The sequence below is a fragment of the Streptomyces sp. NPDC007872 genome, assembly GCF_042868165.1.
GTDB lineage: Bacteria > Actinomycetota > Actinomycetes > Streptomycetales > Streptomycetaceae > Streptomyces.
Genome location: NZ_JBIAEA010000003.1, coordinates 856320 through 878743, shown reverse-complemented (window position 1 = coordinate 878743; position 22424 = coordinate 856320). Strand labels below are relative to the sequence as shown.

The window sequence follows — 22424 nt, the reverse complement described above, 5'->3', positions numbered from 1 at the left end:
AATGCGGCATCGGGTTCGGGGGCGGTGGACTGGGCTGGTGTGCATGCCGGCAAGGGGCATCGGACGACGTCCCTGCCCACCTACCCCTTCAACCGGCAGCGCTACTGGGTCTCCCCGCCCCCGCCCGCCCCCGACCCCACCATCCCGAACCATCCGCAGGACCCGCATGACCCGCATGACCCGCAAGACGGGCAACACCCGCACCACAGGAACGAGAGGCACCAGCACCATGGCTAGCGAATACGGACTGAAGCGTCACTTCAACGGCGACGCGGCCCGCCTCATCGGCGGCAGGATCCGGGCCGTCCACCCCGGCTTCGACGTGGAGGACTATGCGGCCGAAGTCGAGGAGCGCATCGTCGGACTGGAGCTGAAGGACCGCGTCATGGTCCTCGCGGAGGGGCTGCGGACGCGGCTCCCCGAGGACTACACGGCGGCCGTGCCGATCCTCCTCGCCATCCTCGAGGACGAACTCGCCGAGGGCGAGGGCATGTTCAACACCAGTTGGTTCCTCATGCCGGTGGCCCGCTTCGTCGAGGAGTACGGCCTCGACCACCCCGGGCCGTCCCTCGACGCCATCGAGGAGATCACCAAGCGGCACACCGGCGAGTACGCCGTCCGGCCCTACCTCGAGCAGCACTACGAGCTGACGATGGCCCGCGTCGCCCGCTGGGCCGTCAGCCCCAGCCACAACGTGCGCCGGCTGGCCACCGAGGGCATCCGCTCCCGGCTGCCCTGGCACCGCACGCTCACCGTCTTCGTCAAGGACCCGCACCCGGTCCTGGAGATCCTCGAACCGCTGCGCAGCGACTCCTCCGAGTACGTGCGCAAGTCCGTCGCCAACAACCTCAACGACATCTCCAAGGACCACCCCGAGGTCGCGCTCGCCACCGCGCTGCGCTGGCTGGAGGAGAGCCCCACCCCCGAGACCCGCTGGATCGTCAAGCACGGCCTGCGCACCCTCGTGAAGAAGGGCGACCAGCAGGCCCTGGCCCTCCTCGGGGCGACCGGCGGCGAGCACGTGCTCGTGCCCCGGCTGCGGATCTCCCCGGACGCGGTCACCGTCGGCGACACCCTCGTCATCGACTTCGACATCGAGAACACCGACGACCGCCGGCACAGCATCGCCGTCGACTACGTGGTGCACCACGTCCGCAAGAACGGGCGCAGCATCCCCAAGGTCTTCAAGCTGACCACGCTCGAACTCGGCCCCGGCGAGAAGCGCAGGCTGGAGAAGTCCCACCCGATCCGGGAGGTCCAGACGCGCACGTACTACCCCGGCGAGCACGCGGTCGACATCCAGGTGAACGGCCTCGTGCGGGCCACCGGCCACTTCGGGCTGCGCACGTGAGCGCCCGCCGGATCACCCTCAGGGCCGCCGACCCGCTGGTCGCCGACCACCGGATCGGCGGCGTCCCGGTCGTCCCCGCCGCCGTGCAGATCGACGCGCTGCTCTCCGCCGGTGACGCCGACCGGCCCGACCGGGTGTGGAGGCTGGAGCAGCTCGCGTTCAAGGCGCCGCTGACCGTCCCCGGCCCCGAGGCCGGCATCGAGGTGGCGGAGGCCGGGGACGGCCGGTACGCGGTCCGCTCCGTGCCGTCCGCGCCCGGCGAACGGCCGGTCGAGCACAGCGTCGCCCGCGTGACCGGTACGCCGCTCCCGCCGCCCCGCTACGTCGACGTGGCCGGGCTCGGGGCGGGCTGCACGCAGCGGGTCCCGCTGGCGGACGTGGCGGCCTGGCGGGACGCGAGCGGCATCGCGTACGGGCCCGCCTACCGGGTCGTCCGGTCGGCGCACCGGGGCCCCGGCCGCATGCTGCTGATGCTCCGCGCCGAGGAGGGCGCGGACGGCGGGGCGGTGCCCCCGTTCGTACCGCCGCCGCTGCTCGACAGCGTCTTCCAGGCGCTCGGCATGCTCGACGACGGCTCGGCCGGGGCGTGCCTGCCCTGGTACGTCGACCGGTTGGTGGCCCGCCGCCGGATCTCCGGCACGGTGATCGCCCTGGTGGAGCGGGACGAACCCGCCGGGACCGCCACCGGTGCCGCGTCCGGGGGCGTCGTGCGCGGCCGGGCCGTGGTCTGCAACCAGCAGGGGGAGGTGCTCCTGGAACTGGACCGGATCACCCTCAAGGCCGCGGGACCCGCGGCATCCGCCGCGGCGTCCCGGCCGGCCGGCGCCGCCGTGGCGCCCGCCGCGACCGGCGCCGCCGCCCCGGCGCCCGCCGGGGGCGCCCCGGCCGGGGCCGGGCGGGCACCGGCGGTGGTCCCGGTGACCGAGACCCTGGTCTGGCGCGAGGCCGCCCCGGCCCCTGCCACCGGCCCCGCCGCCCCGGCCCTGGCAACCGCCCCGGCCACCGTCCCCGAGGAAGCGGCCGACGCCGGCCCCGCGACCCGCGCCGAGGGCACCGTCCTGCTGGTGGCGGCACACAGGGCACACACGGCCCGCACGATCGAAGGCCGTCCCGTCCTCCACCTGACGCCCGAACGGCTCGCCGAGGAGGGCCTCGACGCCCTGCCGGAGGGCACCGTCCTGCGGGACGTCGTCTACGTGGCCCCCGACGGGCCGGTCGCGGCGGACGACGCGGCGGCGGCGACCCGGGCCCTCCAGGACGTCTTCGCCCTGGTCCGCCGGCTCGCCTCCCGCCCGCCCATGCCCGACCTGCTGATCGTCACCGGCACCGCGCACGCGGTGGCCGAGGGGGAGGCCGTCGACCCCTTCATGACGGCCCTGTGGGGCCTCGGCCGCACCCTGCGCGTCGAGCACCCCCGCACCAGGATCCGCCTGGCCGACCTCGGCTCCGGCCGGGGCCGGGCGGCGGAGGCGGAGGGCGACGACGGCGCCGCCCTCCGGGAGGCACTGCGCCGGGACGGCGCGGAACTCGCCCTCCGGGACGGCACCTGGTACGAACCCTTCCTGCTGCCGGCGCCACCGGCGCCCGCCCGCGAAGTGCGGTACCGGGGCGGCCGGTTCCTGATCACCGGCGGCATGGGCGGCATCGGCCTGCGCGTCGCGGAGTTCCTCGCGGACGAGGGCTGCGCCCGACTGACCCTGGTCGGGCGGACCGTCCCGGAACGGGGCGAGGCCCGCGAGCGCCTCGACCGGCTCGCCGGGCGCTGCGACCTCGACGTCGTCGCCGCCGACGTGCGCTCCCTCGGCACGGTGCTGTCCGGCCCCTTCGACGGGGTGTTCCACGCGGCGGGCGTACTGCGCGACGGGCTCGCCCGCAGCCTGACGCCGGACCGGGTGGACGCCGTCCTCGGCCCCAAGGTCGGCGGTGCGCACGCCCTCGCCGACCTCGTCTCGGGCGGCGAACACCCGGGCTTCGTCGTCCTGTTCTCGTCGATCGCGGCCGTCCGGGCCAACCTCGGCCAGAGCGCCTACGCGGCGGCCAACGGCTACCTGGACGGCTACGCCGCCCGCCGGCGCTCCGAGGGCCTGCCCTGGTACAGCCTCGGCTGGGGCCTGTGGACGGTCGGCATGGGCGAGGCCGTCGCCCCCGCGGCCGCCGCGCACGGCGTCGCCGCGCTCACCGCGGACGACGGCGTCGCCCTGCTCCGCACGGCCCTGGGCCGCCCGCCCGCGCACTACGTACTCTCCGCCGCGAACGCGAAGGACGCACCCATGACCGCTGTCACGCCCGACGCCGGCCTCTGGCCGTCACTCACCCTCGCCCTCCGGAAGGTCCTGCACGTCGACTCGGTCTCCGCCGAGGACGACCTGCTGGAGCTGGGCCTCGACTCCATGATGGCCGTCGAACTGGCCGCCTCGCTGGCCTCCGACGGGCTCGACGTGGACCCGATGGTGTTCTTCGAGCAGACCCGGGTCGGCACGCTCCTCACCCACCTGGAGGGCCTGCCGCGTGCCGCCGCCCCGGCGGCCCCGGCCGCGCAGGCGCCCCGCACGTCGCCCTACGAGGCCCCGTCGGCCCCGGCCCCCGTCGCGTCCGCCCCGGCCCCCGCCCCGGCGAGCGCCGTGCGCGCCCCGGCGCGGCCGTCCCTCCCGGAGCCCGCCCCCGTCCGGGCCGCCGACGGCTTCGTGCCCGACTGGGACCGCTTCCGGGACACGGAGCCCGCCCCCGCGCCCCGGCCCGCCCCGGCCCCCGTGCCCGCCCGGGCGGCGTCCCCCCGGACGGCCCCCGCCCCGGCGCCCGCCGCCCGGCCCGCCCCCGGCGCGGAGCCGGCCGCCGCGGCCCGCGTCCCCCGCCGCACCCTGCCCGGCCGGCTGGCCGACGCCCCGCACGGCACCTTCCTCGACCGCCGCATCGACGCGCTCTCGGGCGACGACCGCGGGATCGTCGCGAGGGGCGAGTACTTCTACGAGCCGGTGATCGAGGAGGCGTCGGGCTCCCGCATCAAGTTCGACGGCCGCTGGTTCCTGAACTTCGCCTCGTACAGCTACCTCGGGCTCATCGGGCACCCCTACATCGACGACCAGGCGCTGCGCGCCGTCGAGCGGCACGGGACCGGCGCGCACGGCGTACGGCTGCTGGCCGGCACCCTGCACCTGCACCGCGAGCTGGAGCTGGCGCTCGCCCGCTTCCTCGGCGCGGAGGACGCCATCGTGTTCTCCAGCGGCTACATGGCGAACGTGGCCACGGTCGGCGCCCTCGTCGGCCCCGGCGACACCGTCATCGGCGACGTCTACAACCACGCCAGCATCCTGGACGGGTACCGGCTGTCCGGCGCCAAGGTCGTCACCTACGCCCACAACGACCTCGCCGACCTCGAACGCGCCCTGCGCAAGGCGGGCGACGGCGGCCGCCTGGTGGTCACGGACGCGGTGTTCAGCATGGACGGAGACGTGGCGGACCTGCCCGGCATCCTGGAGCTGTGCGAGCGGTACGACGCCCCGCTCATGGTCGACGAGGCGCACAGCCTCGGCGTGCTGGGCGACACCGGACGCGGCGTCACCGAGCACTTCGGCATCGACCCGGACCGGGTCCACGTCAAGATGGGCACGCTCTCCAAGACCGTGCCGAGCGCGGGCGGCTACGTCGCCGGCTCGCGCGACCTGGTCTTCGCCCTGAAGAACAACGCGCGCGGCTGGATGTTCTCGGCGGCGGCGACGCCCGCCCAGGTGGCCGCCGCCAAGGCCGCCGTCGAGGTGATGGCCGCGGCGCCGTCCCTCACCCGCGAACTGCGGGCCAGGACCACGAGGTACCGCGACCGGATGCACGCCCTGGGCTTCGACACGCTCGCCAGCGAGACGCCCGTCGTGCCCCTCGTCTGCGCCGACGCCGACCAGGCCGTGGAGATGGCGCGGCTGTGCCAGCTCGACGGGCTCTTCGTCCAGCCGATCGTCTACCCGGCCGTGCCGCGGACCCTTCCCCGGCTGCGGACGATCGTCAACCTCAGCCACACGGACGCCGACCTGGACGCGGCGGCCGTCACGCTCGAGAAGGCCGGCCGCGCCTGCGGCCTCATCCGCTGACCGACGGACCGGCCCACCGGCCGGCACACCGACCGACCGACGCACCGACCGATGCACCGCGAGCAAGGGGGATCCGACCATGACCGACACCACGGCGTTCTTCGGAGCGGTTCTGAAGACCATCGCCTCCACCCGCAACAACGGCAGCGACCCGGCGGCGTTCGCGTCCGGCGTGGCCGAGCCGGCGGCGCGCATCCGCGCGCTGGAGAAGGAGATCGGCGAGAGGGGCCTGACCCCCGCCGAGGCCGAGGAGATCCTCCACCTGCTGGAGACGACGCTGCGCACCAAGCGCACGCCCGACGAGGAGCGCGAGTACTACCTCCAGTACATCGAGAAGGCGTCCGGCGTCAGCCGCGCCTCGCTCGGAGTGGCCGGCTGGTGAGCGCCTCCCGTCTCGCGTGGTTCAGCCACGAGATCTGCTTCTGGCACGACCCCGGCGCCGGTTCGGGATACGTGCCGGTCGGGCCGGGCGTCGAACCGCTGCGGCAGTTCGCGGTCGACCCCGACCTGCGGCGTGCCGAGGGGCTGGTCAAGGCGACCGGGGTGATGGACCACTACACCGCCCACACCCCGGCGCCCGCCACCGACGAGGAACTGCTCCTCGTGCACGCGCCCGGCCACGTCGAGCGGGTCGAGGCCGCCTCGGCGGCCGGCGCGGGCGACGCCGGCGTGTACGCGCACGTCAACTACCACAGCGCGCGGGCGGCCAGGCTCGCCGCCGGCGCCTGCGTCCAGGCCGCGACGGGCGTCCTGGACGGCCGGTTCGACCGCGCCTACTGCCTGGTGCGCCCGCCCGGCCACCACGCCGAACCCGACCGGGCGATGGCGCTGTGCCTCTACAACAACCTGGCGGTGGCCGCCCGCGCGGCCCGGCGCCACGGGGCGCGGCGGGTGCTGATCCTCGACTGGGACGTCCACCACGGCAACGGCATCCAGCGCACCTTCTACGAGGACCCCGACGTCCTGTACGTCTCCGTCCACCAGGACGGGCTGTTCCCGGCCGCGTCCGGTCTCGTCGGGGAGACCGGCGCCGGCGCGGGGGCGGGCAGCACGCTCAACGTGCCGCTGCCCGCCGGCTCCGGCCACGGCGCCTACCTGGCCGTCGTGGAGCGGATCGTGGAGCCCGCGGCCCGCGCCTTCGCCCCCGACCTGATCCTGGTGGCGGCGGGCGTGGACGCGGGCGGCCACGACCCGATGGGCCGGATGATGTGCACCAGCCGGACCTTCCACGCCATGGCCTCGGCGATGTGCCGGCTCGCCGACGAACTGACCGGCGGCCGGGTGGTGTTCGCGCACGAGGGCGGCTACTCGGCGTGGTACCAGCCGATGCTGGTGCTGGGCACGGCCACCGGGATCGCCGGACTGCCGGCGCCCGAGGACCCGTTCCTGCACTCCCTGGAGCACCTTCCGGGGCAGCGCCTCCAGCGCCACCAGGAGCGGGTGGTCCGGCACCTGGAGGAGCACCACCCGCTGCTGGCCGGCCGCCCGGCCGGCGGGCGGCCCGTGACGGCCGGGCACGCCGTGTCCGGGGACGCGGGGCCCGGATGAGCGGCTGGTGGATGAGGGCGGGCAGCGGCGCCCGCCGTACGGCCGCCGGCGGCCCGGGGCCCGCGCCCCGGGCCCGCCCGCGGTTCCGGCTCGTGGCGCTCCCGCACGCCGGCGGGTGGCCGTCCGCGTTCCGCTCCTGGTGGCAGGTGCTGCCCGACGACGTCGAGTGCGTCGTGGCCCAGATGCCCGGCCGGGGCGCACGCGTCAACGAGCCGCTGGTGAACCGGGTCGAGCCGATGGTCGACGCCCTCGCCCGCGAACTGGCCGAGCTGGAGCCGCTGCCGTACGCGGTCGTCGGACACAGCTTCGGCAGCGTCCTCGGGTACGAGCTGACCCGCGCCATGGAGGCGAAGGGACTGCCCCCGGCGCTGCTCGCCGTGTCGGCGCGGCAGCCGCCGTGCTTCCCCAGCGAGCCGCCCTTCGCGCACCTGCGGACCGACGCGGAGCTGCTGGAGCACCTGACGGACATCGGCGGGATGTCACCGGGGCTGAGGGAACGCGCCGACCTGATCGGCCCGTCGCTCCGGGCGATCCGCGCCGACCTGGAGGCGATGGAGACGTACCGGCGGCCCCGCTCCGGCGTCCGCGTCCCGATCCTCGCCCTGGGCGCGGTGGACGACCCGGTGGTGATCGGCGACCGGATGCACCTGTGGTCGCTGGAGACCTCCGGCGGCTTCGCCCACCGGACGTTCACCGGAGGCCACTTCTACCTGTACGCCCCCGCCAACGCGGCGGCCGTGGCGGCGCTCCTGCTGCCCGCCCCCGCCCCCGCCGCCGCGCCGCCCCCGGCGGCGGTGCCCCCCGATCCCCTGTCCGGCGTCCGAGCCGGACACCGATGAACACGACCCCGAAAGGACCCCCCTTGACCACCAACGTCGACACCCCTGCACAGGCAGGGCCACGCGAGTGGCTGGGGCTGGCAGTCCTGGCACTGCCGACCCTGCTGCTCTCCATCGACGTGAGCGTGCTGCACCTCGCCGTGCCGCACATCGGCGCGGCCCTGGACCCCTCCGCCTCCCAGATGCTGTGGATCATCGACATCTACGGCTTCCTGATCGCGGGCTTCCTGGTGACCATGGGCACCCTGGGCGACCGGATCGGCCGCCGGAAGCTGCTGCTGATCGGCGCGGCGGCGTTCGGCGTCGCCTCGCTGGCCGCCGTCTTCGCCGACGGTCCGGCCACGCTGATCGCGGCGCGGGCGGCGATGGGTCTGGCCGGGGCCACGCTGATGCCCTCCACGCTCGCCCTGATCATGAACATGTTCCACGACGCCCGGCAGCGCGGTGTGGCGATCGCCGTCTGGGTCACGATGTTCTCCGTGGGCATCGCGCTCGGCCCGGTGGTCGGCGGCGCCATGCTGGAGTACTTCTGGTGGGGCTCGGTCTTCCTGCTCGGCGTGCCGATCATGGCGCTGCTGCTGGTGGCCGGTCCGCTGCTGCTCCCGGAGTACCGCGACGAGGAGGCCGGCGGCCTCGACCTGACGAGCGCCGCGCTGTCGCTGGCCGCGATCCTGCCGGTGATCTACGGCCTGAAGGAGATTGCCAACGACGGGTTCGGGGCGGTGCCGGTCGCCACGCTCGTCGTGGGCCTGGTCGTCGGGGTGCTCTTCGTCCGCCGGCAGCGCTCCCTGGAGAGCCCGCTGATGGACCTGGCGCTCTTCCGCACCCCCACGTTCCGCACCGCGCTGGTGACGCTGCTGCTCAGCATGCTCGTGGCGGGCGGGACGTACCTGATGGTGACGCAGTTCCTCCAGCTCGTCGGCGGCCTGACGCCGATGAAGGCCGGTCTGTGGCTGCTGCCGGCGGCGTTCGCGCTGATCGTCACCGCGGTGGTGTCGCCGATGGCGGCGAGCCGCTTCCGCCCCGCGTACGTGGTCGCGGCCGGCCTGGCCGTCTCCGCGGTCGGCCACCTGACGTTGTTCCTGGCCGACAGCTCCTCGGGCATCGCCCAGGTGGTGACCGGCTTCGCCTTCGTGTACGCGGGCGGCGGCCCGCTGATCGCGCTGGGCACCGACATCGTGGTCGGGTCGGCCCCGCCGGAGCGGGCCGGCGGGGCGGCGGCCCTGTCGGAGACCAGCACCGAGCTGGGCATGGCGCTGGGCGTGGCGCTGCTCGGCAGCCTCGGCGCCGCCGTGTACCAGGCGGGGGTGAAGGTCCCCGAGGGGGCTCCGGAGTACGCCGGGGACACGCTGGCCGGCGCCGTGGAGGCCGCGCGGGGCCTGCCCGCGGAAGCGGCCTCCGGCCTGCTGGCCTCCGCGCGGGACGTCTTCACCGACGGCCTGAACATCGTCGGCGGCATCGGGGCGCTCGTGGCGGTCGCCTCGGCCGTGCTGGTGGCCGTCGTCGTGAAGCTGCCCCCGACGGGCGCGGGCGAAGGCGCCGACGAGACCGAGGGCCCGGCCGACGTGGCCGCGCCCGTCGGTGCGGAGGGCTGACGGAAGCACCCCCCGTACCGCCCGGAAGGGCCGCCCCGGGTCCGGCCCGCGTCACGAGGACGCGGGCCGGACCCGTCGTGCGCGGGCACCGGACGCGGCACTCGCTCGTCACCCGATCCCCTCCTGGTAGGCGTCGACGTACTCGCCCGACGGGGGGATGGGCGTGATGACGTCCACCAGGACGCCGTCCGGGCCGGCCACGATGAAGTGGCGCTGCCCGAACGCCTCGCTGCGCAGGTCGAGTTCGACCGGCAGGCCCGCCTCCCGCACCAGTCGCGCGTACTCGGCGTCGACGTCGGCCACCTCGAAGTTGAGGAGGAGGCCCGCGGCGGGCCGGCGGTACCCCTCGGGCACGGTGGGGTGGCCCGCGGCGACCAGGGCCAGTTCGTGGTGCGGCGGCTCGGGCCGGCGCAGGCTGACGTACCAGTCGCTCGTGTAGGTCGTCTCGAACCCGAAGTGCGTGCGGTAGAAGGCGACGGACTCGTCGATCTGCTCGGTGCAGAGGACCGGATAGAAGCTGGTCAGGGCGGAGGACGTCATGGCGGCACCGTTCTGCGCGGGGGATCGGTCGTTCCGTCTCAACGAGCCCCGCGCCCCCGCGTCACGCCGGCGCGTGACGCCCCCGCCGGTCGCTCGTTGTACCACCAGGAGTCACATTGACATACCGCCAGTATGCCTTTAGCGTCATCCGACATACCGTAGGTACGTGAGCGGAGCCCCCTCCATGCTGACCAGCTTCTGTCCGGTGATCTGCACCTCGCGCATGGACGAGACCCGCGGCTTCTACGCGAGACTCTTCGGCTTCACCGCCGCGCACACCACCCCGTGGTACGCGCCCCTGGTCCGGGACGGGCACCGGCGGCACGAACTCGCCCTCCTCGACCACACCCACCCCTCGCTGCCCGAGCCCCTCCGTACGCCCGTGCGCGCGCTGCGGCTCACCCTGGCCGTGGCGGACGGGGACGAGGCGTGGGAGAGGCTGGCCGCCCACGGGGCCGTGGAGGCCGTGGAGTACGGGGGCCGGTGGCACGCCGTCGTCGTCGACCCCAACGGGGTCCGCGTCGACGTCGTGGCGGCCTGACCGGCGCGGGGCGCCCCCGGCGGGGGAGCGCCGCGGGCCGTCAACCGGCCCGCAGGGCCTCCAGTATCCGCGTCAGCGCCTGCCGGGTGGCCGCCAGGTCGGCGGCGTCCTCCGACGCGGCCAGCCACAGGGCGGCCTCGTTCATCGCGCCGGACAGCAGGTGCGTCAGCGGCGCCACCGGCTGGGCCGGGACGGTGCCCTCCAGGACGAGCGCGGTGAGGGCGTGGGCCAGGTGGCGGCCGGAGGTGGCCTCGGTCATCGCCCGCCAGCTCCGCCAGCCGAGCACCGCGGGTCCGTCCACCAGCATGATGCGCTGGACGGAGGGGTCCGTGGTGGCTTCCAGGAAGGCGTGGCAGCCGGCCGTGAGCTGGCTCCAGGAGTCCTCCTGGGCGTCGGCCGTCGCCGCGACACGGGTGGCGACCTCCTGCTGGACCTGTTCGAGGACCGCCCGGAAGAGCGCGGCCTTGCCGCCCTCGAAGTGGTGGTAGAGCGCCCCCTTGGTGACGCCGGCGGCTTGGACGACCTCCGACAGGTGGACGGATGCGTATCCATGGGCGGAGAAGAGCCGCCGGCTCTCGCGCACCAGGGTCTGCCGGGTCTGTTCGCGCTGCTGTGCCCGGACCCCGGTCCTCATCGTGCACCCCCGTCTCGACCTGCCGAAACCTCCCGCACACGGTACTTCGTGACCCGTCGGACCGGCGACCGCGTTCCACGGCGCCCGGCCTCCCCGAGGCGGAGCCGCACGGGCGGCGCACCTGAGTCGCCGTCAGCCGTGCCAGGAGTATGTCACTTCGAGCCATTCGGTGGAATATGCGTTCCCCGCCCGGTGAAACCACCCTATTATCCCCCGGAGCAGCGGCCGACAGCCCCTGCGAGCGCGCGACGTGCGGAGGCATCCGGCGCCACCGACACCCCCACCACCCACCCCCCACACCTGGACGCGACGGAAGACATGACCGAGGTGCCGGCACCGGTCCACGAGGGCACCCGCCCCGGCATACCCGCCCCCGGGGAATGCCACCTCTGGCACGTCCCCGTCCGGGCACGCCCGGACTGGTACGCCCTCCTCGACCGGCAGGAGCGTGCCTCCGCCGCCCGCTTCACCCGGGCCCCCGCACGCGACGTCTTCCTGACCTCCCGCGCGGCCCAGCGCCTCGTCGGCGCCCACTACCTGGGCGTGCCGCCCCACGCCGTCGCGGTCCGGCGCGACTGCGTCCACTGCGCGACCGAGCCCCCCGTCCCGCACGGCCGGCCGCGCTTCGCGCACGGCACGCCGCCCCCGGTCGACTACTCGGTGTCGCACACGGAGGAGCACCTGCTCGTCGCCGTGACCGGGCACGGCGTGGTCGGCGTCGACATCGAGGCCCGCGGCTCCCTCCGGAACCTCGACGTCCTCCCCGGGGCGGTGCTGACGCCGGCCGAGCGGGAGCACTTCACGGCCCTGCCCGCCCACGAACGGCCCGACTGGCTGCTGACCGCCTGGACCCGCAAGGAGGCGGCGATGAAGCTCACCGGCCTCGGCCTGCGCGCCGCCCCCCGCCACCTCGACGTACGCGGCCCGCGGGTGACCGCGGGCCCGGTCCCCGGATGGCCGGACACCCCCGTCCACCTCTACGCCCTGCCGGCCCCCGAGGCCCACGCGGCGGCCCTCGCCTCGACCGTTCCGATCACCGACCTCCGCACCCACACCCTGCCGGAGCCCCGCACCTGCGCCCCCTGAACCGCCGGACACCCCCTAGGAACCGCCGGACACCCCCTCCCCCTTGTTCAGCTCCCCGAGCAGCTTCCAGGTGCGGCGCCGGTCCTCCTCGCCGTTCACCTCCGTCGCGGTGAACACCACCTCCGTCGCCCCCGCCTCGCGGTAGCGCCGTATCCCCGCGGCGACGGTCTCCTCGTCGCCGATCAGGGCCAGGTCGGCGGCCCGTTCGGCCCCCGAGAGCCCGATCACCCGCTGGTAGGAGGGGATCCGCTCGTAGAGCGCGAGGGCCTCGGCCGCGGCCTCCCGCACGGCGTCCGCGTCGGACGTCACCACGCCCGGCACGAGGGCCACGACCCGGGGCGCGGGACGGCCCGCCGCCTCGGCGGCGGCCCGGAGCGCCGGGACGACGTGCTCGGCGAGCGCCCGGGGGCCGGCCAGGAACGGCAGGATGCCGTCGGCGAGTTCACCGCTGACCCGCAGTGCCTGCGGCCCCATCGCGGCGACCAGGACCGGCACCGGCGGCTCGGCGCCCGGCACCGACGCCGGGTAGGGGGTCGTGGCGGTCAGGAGCTCCCCGTGGAAGTCGGCGCTGCCCGTTTCGAGCAGCGGGCGCAGAGCGGTCAGGAACTCCCTGAGCAGCCCGATCGGCCGCTCGTACGGGAGGCCGAAGCCGGTCTCGGTCAGATGACGGGTGCCGAGGGCGAGCCCGAGGTGGTAGCGGCCGCCGGTGGCGGCCTGCGCCGTCTGCGCCTGGGACGAGACGAGCAGCGGGTGCCGGCCGAAGACCGGGATCGCCGCCGTCCCGACCTGGAGGCCGGGCACCTCGCGCCCGACGATCGCGGCGAGCGAGGGCGAGTCGTACGCGAAGGACTGGCCGAACCACGCGGAGTGCAGGCCGGCGTCGCGCGCCTCCCGCGCGAGCCGCACCGTGTCGTCGATCGGAAGCTGACGTGAGGTCGAGCCGAGCGTTGCTCCGAGAGTCATGCACCCGGCAACGGGCCCTTCCCGGACCGGCATTCCCGATCCCGTGTGACAAACGTGTGTCGAGAGGCCGGGGCCCGCCGCCCCACCGTCCGCCGCGCCCCGCGATGATGGGGGCATGAAGACTCTCGCCGAGGTGGACGCACTGGCCGACCGCGCGCACGCCGGACAGGTCGACAAGACCGGCGTCCCGTACGTCGAACACGTCCGCGCGGTCGCGGCCGGCCTGGCGCCCCTCGGCCCGGACCTGGCCATGGCCGGTCTGCTGCACGACGTCGTCGAGGACACCGACTGGACGGCGGAGCGGCTCCGCGCCGCCGGGGTCCCGGACCGGGTCGTCGCCCTCGTCGAAGCCGTCACCAACCGGCCCGACCTCACGTACGAGGAGAAGATCCGGCGGATCACCGCCGACCCCGACGCCACCCTCGTGAAGATCGCCGACAACGCGCACAACAGCCGCACCGACCGGTCCGCCGGGCTCCCGCCCGAGCAGCGGGAACGGCTCGCCGCCAAGTACCGCGCGGCCCGCGCCGTCCTCTGGCCCGCCGCCGACCCCGACCGGATCGCGACGATCCTGCGCGTGGTCAACCCGGACCTCCTGGCCGAACTCGACGGTCCCGCCCCGGACGCCCGCACGCCCTCCCGGCCCGCCGCCTCCTAGACCCGGTCCACCGCGGCCTTCCGCCGCTCCGACGGGGCGGGGCCGTCGTCCGGGGCGGCGGAGGAGGTGCGGACGACCAGGGCGAGGAGCGCGGCACCGGCGCAGGCGGTGCCGAGTACGAACCAGACCGGGTCGTAGCTTCCGAAGGCGTCGCGGGCGACGCCGCCGAGCAGGGCGGCCAGGGCGGCCCCGACCTGATGGGCGGCGTTGACCCAGCCGAAGACGATGGCGCCGTCGTCGCCGTAGAAGGTCCGGCACAGCGCGATGACGGGGGGCACGGTGGCGAGGTCGAGGAGGCCGAAGACGACGACGAAGCCCGTCATGGCCGGGGTCACCGTGGCCGCCATCATGAGCGGGAGCAGCATCAGCAGCACGCCGCGCAGGGTGAAGCAGACGGCGAGCAGACGGCGGGGGTCCGCGCGGTCGGTGAGCCAGCCCGAGCCGATGGTGCCCGCGACGTTGAAGACGCCGATGAGGGCGAGCAGGGACGAGGCGGTCGTGACGGCCATGCCGTGGTCGTGGGCGGCGGGGGCGAAGTGGGTCCACATGATGCCGTTGGTGGTCGCGCCGCAGATCGCGAACAGGGCGGCGAGCAGCCAGAAGGGCGTGGTGCGGGCGGAGTCGCGGAGCACGACGAGGGTGCGGCGGGCGACGCCGCGGACCGGGGGCGGCTTGGCGACGAACCCGCTGCTCCCGTAGGGGCGCGCGCCGATGTCGGCGGGGTGGTCGCGCAGGACCAGCAGGACGAGCGGGACCACGGCCACCGCCGCGAGGGCCGGGCCGACCAGGGCGGGACGCCAGTCGTGGCGGTCGGTCGTCCAGGACAGGGCGGGCAGGAACACCATCTGTCCGAAGACGCTGCCCGAGGAGAGGATCCCGGTCACCAGACCGCGCCGGGTGGCGAACCAGCGGTGGGTGACGGTGGCCCCGAACGCCATGGCCGTGGAACCGGTGCCGAGACCGACCAGGAACCCCCAGAAGAGGGTGAACTGCCAGGGCGCGGTCATCACCGTGGTGAGCAGGGCGCCGGCCGCCACGGTGGCCAGGGCGGCGACCACCGTGCGCCGGATCCCGAAGCGGTCCATGAGGGCGGCGGCGAACGGCGCGGTGAGCCCGTACAGGACCATGTTCACCGCCGTGGCGACGCCGATGGTGCCGCGCGTCCAGCGGAACTCCTCCTGGAGCGGGTTCTGCAGGATGCCGGGCAGGGTGGAGAAGGAGCCGGCGACGACGATGACGAGCGTCGCCACGGCGGCCACCCACCAGGCGCGGTGGCCCGCGGACCGGGAGCCGGGATCCGTCCCGGACCCGGGACCGGAGCCCGGTCCGGGATCGGGAGCGAGGCGGTCGGCACGGTCCGGGGAATGCCGGAGATGTCCGGTGTTCGCTTCTTCCATGGGTCCCATCCTCGGAGGGGGACCGGTCCCGAACCACTGGCCGGATGGACGTAGAGTGAAAGGATCCGGCCATCAGGGGGTCGGCCATCGGGAGGGGGAGCGAGGACGTGCCGCACCGCGTGGTCACCCTGGTCCGTCCCGGGCTGCTGCCCATGGAACTGGGCATCGTCCACCGGCTCTTCGGAACGGCCGTCGACGCCGGAGGCCGACCGCTGTACTCGGTGGTGACCTGCGCCCCGGAGCCCGGCGAGCTGATCACGGACGCGGACTTCACCGTGAACGTCGCCCACGGCCCCCGCGCACTGGAACGGGCCGACACCGTGCTCGTCCCGGCCGCCACGGAGGACTACGGACCCCAGGAGCGGGGCCGGTTGTCGGAGCCCCTGCGCCGGGCGCTGGCGCACGTCCCGCGCGGCGCGCGGGTGGCCTCGATCTGCACCGGCACGTTCGTCCTCGCGGCGGCCGGACTCCTCGCGGGACGGCGGGCGACGACCCACTGGAAGTCCTGCGACGAACTGCGGTCCCTGTACCCGGAGATACGGGTGGACCCCGACGTGCTGTACACGGACGACGGGGGCGTCCTCACGTCCGCGGGGGTCGCCGCCGGCATCGACCTGTGCCTGCACATGATCCGCGGCGACCACGGGGCCGAGGTCGCCAACACGGTCGCCCGGCGCACCGTCGTACCGCCCCACCGGGAGGGCGGACAGGCGCAGTACGTCGAGCAGCCGGTGCCCGCGCCCGGCGCCGACTCCACGGCGGCCGCCCGCGCCTACGCCCTCGGGCACCTGGGGGAGCCGCTGACCCTGGAGGACCTGGCCAGGGAGGCGTCCATGAGCGTGCGGACGCTGAGCCGGCGCTTCCTGCGGGAGACCGGCGCGACCCCGATCCGCTGGCTGGCCGAACAACGGCTCCAGTACGCCCGGCGCCTCCTCGAACGGACCGACGAGCCGGTGGACCGCATCGCCGCGCGGGCCGGTTTCGGCACCGGCACGGCGATGCGCCTGCACTTCCGGGAGGCCCTCGGGGTCTCACCGCGCGCCTACCGCAACACGTTCCGGGGAACGGACTGAGCGGTACGCGCGACGGCCGGAAAGGCTCTAGCCCGCGCTCCGGCCCGCCGTCCAACCGCCCAGCTCCGTCGGCCGGTTGGTGATGATCCCGTCCACCCCGAGGTCGTCCATGGCCTTCCAGCGGTCGGGGGCGTCGACCGTCCAGACGTTCACCGCCACGCCCGCCGCGTGCAGCGCGCCGACCACCTCCGGCCGCCGGGCCAGGGCGACGTGCGAGACGTTGTACGCGGTGAGGTCCAGCTCCTTCGCGAGCGCGACCGGATCGGCGTCCACGGTGTCGCGCAGGAGGCCGGTCGGGAGCTCGGGCGCCAGCTCGTGCGCGTACCGCAGGGAGGTGACGTCGAAGCTCTGGACGAAGACCCGGCGCGTCATGTTCTGCTCCCGGACCTCCCGCACGATCCGGTCCACCTCGGCGCGGCTGTGCCGGCCCTTGATCTCCAGGAGCAGGTCGCCGCCGCGCTCCCGGAGGTCCGCCAGTTGGGCGGCCAGGGTCGGGACGCGGGTGCCGGCGTAGGCCGGGGCGAACCAGGAGCCCGCGTCCAGGGCGTCCAGTTGGGCGGAGGTCAGGGACCGGACCGCACCCGTGCCGTCGGTCGTCCGGTCGACGGTCGTGTCGTGCAGGACGTACGGCACGCCGTCCTTGCTCGGCTGGACGTCGTTCTCGATCCACCGCGCCCCGCCCCGGCGGGCGACCTCGTCGGAGACCAGCGTGTTCTCGGGCGCGGCGGAGGCGGCCCCCCGGTGGGCGAACACGGTCGGCGGCGCCCCGGCGGGGCGGATCCAGGGGTTCCCCGCCGCCTCGGTGTCCCGCGCCGGGGAGCGGGACGCGGACGGCGAGGACGCGGGAGAGGGAGAGGGCCGGGACGGAGCGGCCGCGAACACGGTCGCGGCCGCCGCCACGGCGACGGCCCCGGCGGCGAAGCCGGCGGCCCGCCGACGGCGCGACCGGGAAACGGGCGGAAGAGCGTCGTTCATGAGTGCACACCCTAGAGGGGACGCGCCGGACGGCCGCCCGTTCGCGCCACGACGCGCGGTCCGAGCCCCTTCGCCGGAAGGTCCGGTCTGCGGCATGGTGGAAGGCGTGCCCGGAGCCGTGCCGTCGGGGGACCACGGCCGGGCGTACGGAGCGAGGGGGACGCATGGACACGGACAAGGGAACGGGAACGACCGGCACCGGGGCGACCGCGACACGGGACGCGCGGGAGGGGGCCCCGCGCGGCCGGGGCGTGCTCGAAGGGGCGTTCGCCCTGCTCGACGCCCTGCGCCGGAACGGCGACGAGGCCGGGGTGACCGAACTGGCGCTCGCCTGCGGAGTGCCCAAGGGCACCGTCCACCGGCTGCTCGACCAGTTGGTCGGCGTCGGCGCCGTCGAGAGGGCCGGAAACCGCTACCGGGTCGGCCCGCAGCTCTACCGCCTCGGCCAGGCCTGGGAGCCGCACCCCGGCCTGCGCCCCGCCGCCGAGCTGCCGCTCCAGCGACTGCGGGCCGCCACCGGCGCCAGCGTCGTCCTGGTCGTCCTGCGCGAGGAGACGGCGCTCACGGTCGGCTCGGTGCCGGGGGACCTGGAACCCCTCCTCCCCGTACGGAACGGACTCGCGTTCCGGCTCGACACCGCCGCCGGCCGCGCCCTGCGGGGACCCCTGAGGGGCGGCGCCGTCCTCGACCGGGAGGACGTGGTGGAAGGGGTGTGCTGCGCCTCGCTGCCGGTCCGCGCCCCGGACGGGCGCACGGTCGCCGCGCTCGCCGCCATGGTCCCGGCGGGCCGCCGGCTCGACGCGCTGGCCCACGCCGTCGCCGGGGCCGGCGCCGCGATCACCCGCGCGCTCGCCGGCGGCGGCCGGCGAAGACCGCTCCCGTCGGCCGCCCTCGTCCCCTGAGAAGGCCTTCCGGCGGCCGCTCCCGTCTCCCGGGAAGGCCTTTCCGGGGCTCCGTTCCGGCCAGCGGAACGCGCGTAGAGCCCGGCCGGGGGAGCCGGGCACAGTGGAGTCGTGCCGGGGGAAACGGCACACCGGGACCGCCACGGGGGCGGACCGGACTCCACGTCACACCCGTGACCCGATGTGTGGGGGGACCACCACATGCGCAAGAACCGAGCCGTCCGACTGGCCGCCACCGCCCTGCTCGGACTCGGCAGCCTCGGCGCCTTCGCCGGCACCGCGCACGCCGAGCCGATCGACTACGTGAAGATCGAGCTCGTCGAGCTGCACTGCCAGAAGAACAGCGAGGGCGACCACGACGAGGCCTACCTCAAGATCACCGACGCCAACGGCAACGCCGTCAAGGTCTGGCCCGGCGGCAGCCTCAAGTACCAGACCATGGGCACCGGTTACGTCCGCTCCATGGCCGACGGCAACAGCAGCGCGGCCCTCGTCCTGGGCAAGCAGCAGGCCCGCACCCTGACCCTGTGGGACTACGACTCGACCAGCGGCGACGACAAGCTCGGCGCCACCCTGGTCACCGGCTCCGAGGCCGGCGCCGAGACCCAGTGGCGCACCGTCGAGGGCTCCGGCGGGGTCTACGTCATCGGCTACCGGGTGATCGACATCTGACGTCACGTCGGAAAAGGCCGGGGGCCGTGCCGGTGATCCGGCACGGCCCCCGGGGCGTCTCCGCCTCAGCCCGCGTCCGGGGCCGTCAGCTCGCCCGACCGCGCCACCCGCGCGTACCAGCGGGCGCTCGACTTCGGCGTCCGCTCCAGGGTGTCGTAGTCGACCCGGACCGCCCCGAACCGCTTCGCGTAGCCGTACGCCCACTCGAAGTTGTCCAGCAGCGACCAGAGGAAGTAGCCGCGCACGTCCACGCCGTCCGCGAGCGCCCGGTGCACCGCCTCCAGGTGCGCGTGCACGTACGCGGCGCGCTCCGGGTCGTGCACCGAGCCGTCCGGGCCGACCACGTCCTCGTACGCCGCGCCGTTCTCGCTGATCACCAGCGGCAGACCGGGGTACGCGGCGGACACCCGCTTCAGCAGGTCGTACAGCGCGCTCGCGTCGACCGGCCAGCCCATCGCAGTCCGCTCGCCCGGCGCCCGGTGGAAGGCGACCCGGTCCGCCCCCGGCCACGGGGAGTGCTCGCTGTCGCCGTGCCCGTCGTCCTGCGGCTTCTCGGCGCCCTCCGCGACCTCCGACACCAGGGTCGGCGCGTAGTAGTTGATCGCGAGCAGGTCCAGCGGCTGCTTCGCCGCGGCCGTGTCCCCGTCCCGCACGAAGGACCAGTCGGTGAGGTGCGCGGTGTCGGCGAGCAGGTCCTCCGGGTAGGCGCCCTCCAGCATCGGCCCCAGCCAGACCCGGTTGCCGACGGCGTCGATGCGGCGGGCCGCGTCCAGGTCCCCGGCGGAACGGGTCAGCGGCCGCACCTCGTGCAGGTTGAGGGAGACGGAGAGCTGCTGCGGACGGCCCGCCGGCAGTGCGGCCCGCAGCGCCTGGACCGCGAGCCCGTGCCCCAGGTTGAGGTGGTGGGCCGCGCGCAGGGCGGCCACCGGGTCGGTGCGGCCCGGGGCGTGCACCCCGGAGCCGTACCCCAGGAAGGCGCTGCACCAGGGCTCGTTGAGCGTGGTCCACCGCGAGACCCGGTCACCGACGGCGTCCGCGACGATCCCCGCGTACTCCGCGAACCGCTCGGCGGTCGCCCGCTCCGGCCAGCCCCCCGCGTCCTCCAGCTCCTGCGGCAGGTCCCAGTGGTAGAGCGTCAGGGCCGGCTCGATCCCGGCGGTCAGCAGCTCGTCCACGAGCGCCCGGTAGAAGTCCAGGCCCTTCTGGACGGCGGGACCGCGCCCGGTGGGCTGCACCCGGGACCAGGAGACGGAGAACCGGTAGGCGTTCAGGCCGAGTTCGGACATCAGGGCGACGTCCTCGCGGAACCGGTGGTAGTGGTCCACGGCCACGTCACCGGTGTGGCCCTCGAAGACCCTGCCGGGGGTGTGCGAGAAGGTGTCCCAGATGGAGGGGGTGCGGCCGTCCTCCGCCGCCGCCCCCTCGATCTGGTACGCGGCGGTGGCCGCGCCCCACAGGAAGCCGGGCGGGAACGAGCGGACGGCGGTGAGCGGCCGGGTGTCGGACGCGGTCATAGGAGGGAGCTCCCAACGCTGGTGCGGGATCGGTACGTGGTGGTGGGGGAGGGGCCGGTCAGCTCTTGACGGCGCCGGCCGTGATGCCGCCCACGATGTGCTTGCCGAGGAAGGCGAAGACGAGCAGCAGCGGCACGGTGGAGATCAGGGCGCCGGTCAGCACGATGGCGTGGTCCACGCTGTGGTTGCCCGCGCCGAGCCCGGCGAGCGCCACCTGGAGGGTGGGGTTGCCGTCGGGGGTGAGGGCGATGAAGGGCCAGAAGAAGTCGTTCCACGACTGGACGAAGACCAGCATGCCGAGCACCGCCATCGCGGGCCGGGCCACCGGGAAGACCACGTGCCAGATCACCCGGAGGCTGTGCGCGCCGTCCATCCGGGCCGCCTCCACCAGCTCCACGGGCAGCGCCTCGACGAGGAACTGGCGCATGAAGAAGACGCCGAAGGCGGCGACGAGCGAGGGCAGCACGACCGACTGGAGCTGGTCGACCCAGCCGAGGTCCGTGACGATCTGGTAGAGCGGGATGACGCTGAGCTGCGGCGGGATCGTCATCGTGGCGACCACGAGCGAGAGCAGCATCGTCCGTCCCCGGAAGGGGAGTTTGGCGAAGGCGAAGCCGGCGAGCGTGGAGAAGAGGACGGTGGACACGGCCACCAGGCTCGCCACGATCGTCGTGTTGACCAGGGCCTCGCCCATGTCGACCTGGTTCCAGGCGAAGGTGAGGTTGTCGAACAGGCGGGGGCCGGGCAGCAGCGGCGCCGGGGCCGCCACGACCCGCTCGCCGGTGTGCGAGGCGGCGACCACGTTCCAGTACAGCGGGAAGAGCGAGACCGCCGCGGCGAGGACGAGCAGGACGTACGTCAGCGGTCCGGCGTGGTGCTGCCGGCCGGCCGACTGGCGGAAGCGCCGGCCGGGCGCGGGGCGTCCGGCCGCCGGGCTCGCCGGTCGGGGCGTGTCGAGTGTGCGGGCCATGAGGTCAGCCCCCCAGCTTCTTGCGGTTGTGGCGGGAGACGAGCGCCTGGACGCCGCCGACGATCAGCAGGAGCAGCAGCATCACCCAGGCGATGGCCGAGGCCTGGCCGAGGGCGCCGGTGACCCACCCCTTCTCGTACATCAGCAGGCTCAGCGTCTGGAACTGGTTGCCGCTGCCACCGCTGATGCCGACGCTGCCGCCGTAGAGCATCGGCTCGCCGAAGAGCTGGGTGGCGCCGATGGTGGAGACCACGATCGTGAAGAGGATGGTGGGCCGGATGGAGGGGATGGTGACGCTGAGGAACTGGCGCCAGCGCGAGGCCCCGTCCAGGGACGCCGCCTCGTACAGGTCCTGCGGCACGGCCTGCATGGCGGCCAGGTAGATCAGCGCGTTGTAGCCGGTCCAGCGCCAGGTCACGATCGTCGAGATGGCGATCTGCGCGGGCCACTTGGACGCCTCCCAGTCGACCGGGCCGACGCCGGCCCACTCCAGGAGGCTGTTGATCATCCCGTAGTCGGCGTTGAACAACTGGGCGAAGACCAGGGTCGCCGCCGCGATCGAGGTGGCGTACGGGGCGAGGATCGCGACCCGGAAGAAGCCGCGGCCCCGCAGCCTGTAGTTCAGCAGGTGCGCCAGGCCCAGGGCCATGAGGAGCTGCGGGACGGTCGAGAGGACCCCGATGGTGAAGGTGTTGAAGAGCGCGTTCCAGAAGAACTCGCTGGTCGCGAGGTCGGTGTAGTTCTCCAGGCCCTTCCACTCGGCCCCGCCGCCGAGCTCCACCCGGTGGAGGGAGAGCCAGCCGGTGTAGATCAGCGGGAAGAGGCCGAAGGCGGCGAAGGTGAGGAAGAAGGGGGCGACGAAGACGTACGGAACCGCCTTCAGGTCCCAGCGGTAGAGGGTGCTGCGCCAGCCGCCGGGGGCGGGGCGGCGGCCGCGCGGGCCGGGGGAGGAGGGCGGGGCGGCGGGCGGCGGGGAGCCGTCGGACCGCGCCCGGACGGAGGTGGCCACGGGGGCGTCCTTCCAAGTCGATGCGTGCGCTGGTGCGGACGGTGCCGGTCCGCCGCCCGGCAGGCGGCGGCGGACCGG

At 74.7% G+C, this 22424-nt stretch carries 20 protein-coding genes; 12 read left to right on the top strand and 8 right to left on the bottom strand.

All coding sequences use genetic code 11. The features are described from left to right. Positions 1 to 166: 166 nt before the first annotated feature. From ACFYNX_RS14415 to ACFYNX_RS14390, 6 genes are all read left to right on the top strand, one after another. The gene (locus ACFYNX_RS14415; RefSeq protein ID WP_388661506.1) at positions 167 to 1351 is read left to right on the top strand and encodes a DNA alkylation repair protein; all 1185 of its coding nucleotides are present in this window, start codon (positions 167 to 169) and stop codon (positions 1349 to 1351) included. Then, entirely contained in the window at positions 1348 to 5430 is a 4083-nt protein-coding gene (locus tag ACFYNX_RS14410; protein WP_388661503.1) for a bifunctional SDR family oxidoreductase/pyridoxal phosphate-dependent aminotransferase family protein, read from the top strand. Before ACFYNX_RS14415 ends, ACFYNX_RS14410 begins: the two co-directional genes overlap by 4 nt. Positions 5431 to 5509: 79 nt before the next feature. Continuing rightward, the gene (locus ACFYNX_RS14405) at positions 5510 to 5812 is read left to right on the top strand and encodes a hypothetical protein (protein WP_388661500.1); all 303 of its coding nucleotides are present in this window, start codon (positions 5510 to 5512) and stop codon (positions 5810 to 5812) included. Beyond that, positions 5809 to 6978 (top strand): class II histone deacetylase, encoded by a 1170-nt coding sequence (locus ACFYNX_RS14400; RefSeq protein ID WP_388661498.1) that lies wholly within the window; start codon positions 5809 to 5811, stop codon positions 6976 to 6978. Before ACFYNX_RS14405 ends, ACFYNX_RS14400 begins: the two co-directional genes overlap by 4 nt. Then, positions 6975 to 7817: a thioesterase domain-containing protein gene (locus ACFYNX_RS14395; protein ID WP_365544282.1), complete on the top strand. Its 843-nt coding sequence runs from the start codon at positions 6975 to 6977 to the stop codon at positions 7815 to 7817. Before ACFYNX_RS14400 ends, ACFYNX_RS14395 begins: the two co-directional genes overlap by 4 nt. After that, entirely contained in the window at positions 7814 to 9412 is a 1599-nt protein-coding gene (locus ACFYNX_RS14390) for an MFS transporter (protein WP_388661495.1), read from the top strand. The genes ACFYNX_RS14395 and ACFYNX_RS14390 overlap by 4 nt, the downstream gene beginning before the upstream one ends. Positions 9413 to 9520: 108 nt before the next feature. On the opposite strand, the gene ACFYNX_RS14385 is transcribed toward ACFYNX_RS14390, so the two are convergent. After that, positions 9521 to 9952: a VOC family protein gene (locus tag ACFYNX_RS14385; protein WP_125668442.1), complete on the bottom strand. Its 432-nt coding sequence runs from the start codon at positions 9950 to 9952 to the stop codon at positions 9521 to 9523. Between the two features lie 166 nt (positions 9953 to 10118). Here ACFYNX_RS14385 and ACFYNX_RS14380 point away from each other — a divergent pair, with 166 nt between their 5' ends. Continuing rightward, positions 10119 to 10493 (top strand): VOC family protein, encoded by a 375-nt coding sequence (locus tag ACFYNX_RS14380; protein ID WP_388661492.1) that lies wholly within the window; start codon positions 10119 to 10121, stop codon positions 10491 to 10493. Between the two features lie 40 nt (positions 10494 to 10533). On the opposite strand, the gene ACFYNX_RS14375 is transcribed toward ACFYNX_RS14380, so the two are convergent. Beyond that, on the bottom strand, positions 10534 to 11127 hold the full coding sequence (locus tag ACFYNX_RS14375) for a TetR/AcrR family transcriptional regulator (RefSeq protein WP_388661489.1): 594 nt from the start codon (positions 11125 to 11127) through the stop codon (positions 10534 to 10536). A gap of 318 nt (positions 11128 to 11445) precedes the next feature. Between ACFYNX_RS14375 and ACFYNX_RS14370 the strand changes: the two genes are divergently transcribed. Next, positions 11446 to 12213 carry a 4'-phosphopantetheinyl transferase family protein gene (locus ACFYNX_RS14370; protein ID WP_388661486.1) on the top strand — a complete coding sequence of 256 codons (768 nt, stop codon included), beginning with the start codon at positions 11446 to 11448 and terminating at the stop codon, positions 12211 to 12213. Between the two features lie 15 nt (positions 12214 to 12228). Here the strand turns inward: ACFYNX_RS14370 and ACFYNX_RS14365 are convergent, their stop codons facing one another. Continuing rightward, positions 12229 to 13176, bottom strand: coding sequence for a TIGR03564 family F420-dependent LLM class oxidoreductase (locus ACFYNX_RS14365; RefSeq protein WP_388661483.1), 948 nt, complete (start codon positions 13174 to 13176; stop codon positions 12229 to 12231). A 115-nt stretch (positions 13177 to 13291) separates the two neighbouring features. Between ACFYNX_RS14365 and ACFYNX_RS14360 the strand changes: the two genes are divergently transcribed. Continuing rightward, positions 13292 to 13834, top strand: a complete 543-nt coding sequence (locus tag ACFYNX_RS14360; protein ID WP_388661480.1) for an HD domain-containing protein — start codon at positions 13292 to 13294, stop codon at positions 13832 to 13834. Here ACFYNX_RS14360 and ACFYNX_RS14355 read toward each other — a convergent pair. Further along, positions 13831 to 15084, bottom strand: a complete 1254-nt coding sequence (locus tag ACFYNX_RS14355) for an MFS transporter (protein WP_388661477.1) — start codon at positions 15082 to 15084, stop codon at positions 13831 to 13833. The genes ACFYNX_RS14360 and ACFYNX_RS14355 overlap by 4 nt on opposite strands. A gap of 299 nt (positions 15085 to 15383) precedes the next feature. On the opposite strand from ACFYNX_RS14355, the gene ACFYNX_RS14350 reads away from it, so the two are divergent. Then, entirely contained in the window at positions 15384 to 16304 is a 921-nt protein-coding gene (locus ACFYNX_RS14350) for a GlxA family transcriptional regulator (RefSeq protein WP_388661566.1), read from the top strand. Between the two features lie 27 nt (positions 16305 to 16331). Here ACFYNX_RS14350 and ACFYNX_RS14345 read toward each other — a convergent pair whose 3' ends face one another. Then, positions 16332 to 17279 carry a glycerophosphodiester phosphodiesterase gene (locus ACFYNX_RS14345; RefSeq protein WP_388661474.1) on the bottom strand — a complete coding sequence of 316 codons (948 nt, stop codon included), beginning with the start codon at positions 17277 to 17279 and terminating at the stop codon, positions 16332 to 16334. Between the two features lie 164 nt (positions 17280 to 17443). Between ACFYNX_RS14345 and ACFYNX_RS14340 the strand changes: the two genes are divergently transcribed. Next, the gene (locus tag ACFYNX_RS14340; RefSeq protein WP_365544258.1) at positions 17444 to 18181 is read left to right on the top strand and encodes a helix-turn-helix domain-containing protein; all 738 of its coding nucleotides are present in this window, start codon (positions 17444 to 17446) and stop codon (positions 18179 to 18181) included. A gap of 201 nt (positions 18182 to 18382) precedes the next feature. Beyond that, positions 18383 to 18853: a hypothetical protein gene (locus ACFYNX_RS14335; protein ID WP_356547973.1), complete on the top strand. Its 471-nt coding sequence runs from the start codon at positions 18383 to 18385 to the stop codon at positions 18851 to 18853. 65 nt (positions 18854 to 18918) lie between these two features. Here ACFYNX_RS14335 and ACFYNX_RS14330 read toward each other — a convergent pair whose 3' ends face one another. From ACFYNX_RS14330 to ACFYNX_RS14320, 3 genes are read right to left on the bottom strand one after another with little or no spacing between them, the layout of a single operon-like run. Next, positions 18919 to 20367, bottom strand: a complete 1449-nt coding sequence (locus ACFYNX_RS14330; protein WP_388661469.1) for a GH1 family beta-glucosidase — start codon at positions 20365 to 20367, stop codon at positions 18919 to 18921. 58 nt (positions 20368 to 20425) lie between these two features. Further along, positions 20426 to 21337 (bottom strand): carbohydrate ABC transporter permease, encoded by a 912-nt coding sequence (locus ACFYNX_RS14325; protein WP_365544252.1) that lies wholly within the window; start codon positions 21335 to 21337, stop codon positions 20426 to 20428. A 4-nt stretch (positions 21338 to 21341) separates the two neighbouring features. Next, a complete protein-coding gene (locus tag ACFYNX_RS14320; protein ID WP_365544249.1) occupies positions 21342 to 22346 on the bottom strand; it encodes a sugar ABC transporter permease in 1005 nt (334 codons plus the stop codon). Positions 22347 to 22424 lie beyond the last annotated feature (78 nt).

Bases quoted from the DNA above. Each gene is read 5' to 3' on its own strand.
- ACFYNX_RS14375 (WP_388661489.1), bottom strand. From the start codon at position 11,127: ATGAGGACCGGGGTCCGGGCACAGCAGCGCGAACAGACCCGGCAGACC.
- ACFYNX_RS14345 (WP_388661474.1), bottom strand. From the start codon at position 17,279: ATGAACGACGCTCTTCCGCCCGTTTCCCGGTCGCGCCGTCGGCGGGCC.
- ACFYNX_RS14325 (WP_365544252.1), bottom strand. From the start codon at position 21,337: ATGGCCCGCACACTCGACACGCCCCGACCGGCGAGCCCGGCGGCCGGA.
- ACFYNX_RS14390 (WP_388661495.1), top strand. From the start codon at position 7,814: ATGAACACGACCCCGAAAGGACCCCCCTTGACCACCAACGTCGACACC.
- ACFYNX_RS14405 (WP_388661500.1), top strand. From the start codon at position 5,510: ATGACCGACACCACGGCGTTCTTCGGAGCGGTTCTGAAGACCATCGCC.
- ACFYNX_RS14365 (WP_388661483.1), bottom strand. From the start codon at position 13,176: ATGACTCTCGGAGCAACGCTCGGCTCGACCTCACGTCAGCTTCCGATC.
- ACFYNX_RS14415 (WP_388661506.1), top strand. From the start codon at position 167: ATGACCCGCATGACCCGCAAGACGGGCAACACCCGCACCACAGGAACG.
- ACFYNX_RS14360 (WP_388661480.1), top strand. From the start codon at position 13,292: ATGAAGACTCTCGCCGAGGTGGACGCACTGGCCGACCGCGCGCACGCC.
- ACFYNX_RS14350 (WP_388661566.1), top strand. From the start codon at position 15,384: ATGGAACTGGGCATCGTCCACCGGCTCTTCGGAACGGCCGTCGACGCC.
- ACFYNX_RS14330 (WP_388661469.1), bottom strand. From the start codon at position 20,367: ATGACCGCGTCCGACACCCGGCCGCTCACCGCCGTCCGCTCGTTCCCG.
- ACFYNX_RS14395 (WP_365544282.1), top strand. From the start codon at position 6,975: ATGAGCGGCTGGTGGATGAGGGCGGGCAGCGGCGCCCGCCGTACGGCC.
- ACFYNX_RS14340 (WP_365544258.1), top strand. From the start codon at position 17,444: ATGGACACGGACAAGGGAACGGGAACGACCGGCACCGGGGCGACCGCG.
- ACFYNX_RS14335 (WP_356547973.1), top strand. From the start codon at position 18,383: ATGCGCAAGAACCGAGCCGTCCGACTGGCCGCCACCGCCCTGCTCGGA.
- ACFYNX_RS14385 (WP_125668442.1), bottom strand. From the start codon at position 9,952: ATGACGTCCTCCGCCCTGACCAGCTTCTATCCGGTCCTCTGCACCGAG.
- ACFYNX_RS14370 (WP_388661486.1), top strand. From the start codon at position 11,446: ATGACCGAGGTGCCGGCACCGGTCCACGAGGGCACCCGCCCCGGCATA.